The 2,615-nt window shown below is 44.6% G+C and carries 2 protein-coding genes; both read left to right on the top strand.

What is annotated here, in order from left to right; all coding sequences use genetic code 11:
* The first annotated feature begins 149 nt into the window (after window positions 1-149).
* Window positions 150-1,580 carry a glycoside hydrolase family 140 protein gene (locus tag ACESMA_RS10480; RefSeq protein ID WP_372948760.1) on the top strand — a complete coding sequence of 477 codons (1,431 nt, stop codon included), beginning with the start codon at window positions 150-152 and terminating at the stop codon, window positions 1,578-1,580.
* A gap of 31 nt (window positions 1,581-1,611) precedes the next feature.
* On the top strand, window positions 1,612-2,615 hold a 1,004-nt coding region (locus tag ACESMA_RS10475), incomplete at its 3' end, for a DUF4038 domain-containing protein (protein WP_372948759.1).

Genomic DNA, 2,615 nt, shown 5'->3' with positions numbered 1-2,615 from the left:
AAAAAAATATAAAGGAATGTTATTGCAGGGTTTTATATAAATCAACAATTCAAATAATATTTGTTTATTTTTAGCTGTTTGTTTTTTTCGAAATTAATAAACTCCTATAATTTTAATGAACCTGTTGTAAGAATTATTCAAACTAAAACATGAAGACACTACTTTTTCTAATGCTGTTCAGCTTGCCTTATTTTGTTAATTCACAAGAAATTAAATGGAAAGGCACTTCAGTTGATTTTTCTCACGGAAAGTTAAAGGTATCCGATAACAACCGCTTTCTGGTTTTTGAAGACGGAACACCGTTTTTTTATTTGGGTGACACGGCGTGGGAATTGTTTCACCGGCTGAGTAAGGAAGAAACAGAAAAGTACCTTAAAAACCGCCGCGAAAAAGGTTTTACGGTTATTCAGGCTGTTGTTTTGGCCGAACTCGACGGATTGAATACGCCCAATGCCGAAGGCGAAAAACCTTTGGTTGACAACGATCCCACAAAAATAAATGAAGCCTACTTTCAACACGTGGATTGGGTTATAAAAAAAGCTGAAGAAAAAGGACTTTTTGTTGGCCTGCTTCCCACCTGGGGCGATAAATGGAATAAAAAGTGGGGAGTTGGTCCGGTTATTTTTACGCCTGAAAATGCTGCCGTTTTTGGTGAGATTTTAGGAAAACGGTATAAAGATTCTCCCAACATCATCTGGATTGCAGGTGGCGACCGTCCGCTGGAAGAGGAAGTTCACGGACAGATTGTGCGCGCCATGGCACAGGGCCTTCGAAAAGGTGACAACGGAAATCACCTGGTTACCTTTCATCCAATGGGAGGACAGGGCTCGGCTCAGTATTTTCATGACGAGGCCTGGCTCGATTTCAATATGCGCCAAAACGGACATAATCCACGATTTACAGGCGTTTACGAAAATACGCTGAACGATTACAACCGAACTCCTGTAAAACCGGTAATTGACGGCGAACCGATTTATGAAGATCATCCCATTGAGTTTAATGCTAAAAAATTCGGACATTCCATTTCTGCCGATGTACGGCGCCCGCTTTACTGGAATTTGTTCAGCGGTGCATTTGGCCACACTTACGGTCACCACTCCGTTTGGCAAATGTGGCAGCCCGGTCGTAATCCGGTGAACTTTCCTCTTATGCCGTGGTACGAAGCGATAGATCAGCCTGGAGCGTGGCAAATGCAGTTCGGACGGCGACTGATGGAATCCCGTCCGTTTTTGAATCGCATTCCCGATAATTCAATCATTGTTCCCGATAATGTTTCCACCTCAGTTCCGGGTGCAGGGTCCTACCGGTTTGTTGCAACCCGCGCAACAGATGGTTCTTATGCTATGGCTTATGCTCCGGTTGGAAGACCATTTACAGTGCGAATGGATGTTATCAGCGGTAAAAAAGTGATGGCCTGGTGGTACAGTCCGCGTAACGGTCAGGTGCAGAAAATAGGGCGGTTTTCGAATGAAGGTGTTCGCACGTTTACACCTCCCGGGGTGGGAGAAAATTTCGACTGGGTGCTGGTGCTCGACGATGCAGCAAAAAATTTTTCAAAACCGGGAGTTCTGAAAAAATAAAGCATTCAAAATTTCAAAATTATAAAGTCGAATGAAAAAACAAGGTTTAACTTTTTTATTGATTTTAGTTGCAGGAATTATTTCCGCGCAAACGCCCGTTTGGACAAAACACGAAATTCAACTCCAAAGTTCCAAAACCTACAATAATCCCATTTACGATGTTCGGGATTTCAAAGTAACATTTACCGCCCCATCGGGACGAACAAGAACCGTGTACGGTTTCTGGGACGGTGGCACCGACTGGAAAATTCGCTTTATGCCTGATGAAAAAGGCAAATGGACCTGGAAATCGATTTGCTCCGACACTGAAAACACAGGCTTGCATGAACAGCAGGGAGAATTTAATTGTGTCGAAAATCCCGGCGATGATGCCCTTTTTAAAAAAGGTGCTATCCGGCACGAACCGGGGAAATATTACCTCTCGTACAACGACGGTACTCCATTCTTCTGGCTGGCCTGCACGGCATGGAATGGGGCATTGAAATCCACTGATGAGGAATGGGAGTTCTACCTGAATCAACGTAAAGCAAATCATTACAATACCATTCAACTGGTAACTACCGAATGGCGTGGCGCCGATAAAAATGCAGAAGGACTGACAGCCATAGAGGGCAATGGTTACATTCGTGTTAATCCCGATTTTTTTAAACGAATTGACCAGCGAATTGATGAAGTTAATGCCAAAGGAATGTTGGTGTCGCCAGTAATCTTATGGGCGCTTCCCACCGGCGAAGGGCGGCATTTAAGCCCGGGCTATACGCTCCCGCTTGACGAAGCCGTTTTGCTGGCAAAATATATTGTGGCCCGCTACCAGGGAAACCATGTGGTGTGGACGTTGGGAGGCGACGGACGCTATTTCAGCGAGCAGGAACTGAAGTGGAAAGAAATCGGTCGACGTGTTTTTAATGAAATTGATCATGCTCCGGTTACGTTGCATCCGCATGGGCGTTCGTTTGTTGGCGATTTATATGCGCAGGAAGATTGGTACAACTTCATGGGATATCAAAGCTCGCACAGCAACGCCGAGGGAACAGT

The sequence above is a fragment of the Mariniphaga sp. genome, from assembly GCF_041687215.1.
In the GTDB taxonomy this organism is placed as follows: Bacteria; Bacteroidota; Bacteroidia; order Bacteroidales; family Prolixibacteraceae; genus Mariniphaga.
Note: the sequence above shows the minus strand (reverse complement) of the source record. Positions and strands in the feature narration are given on the sequence as shown.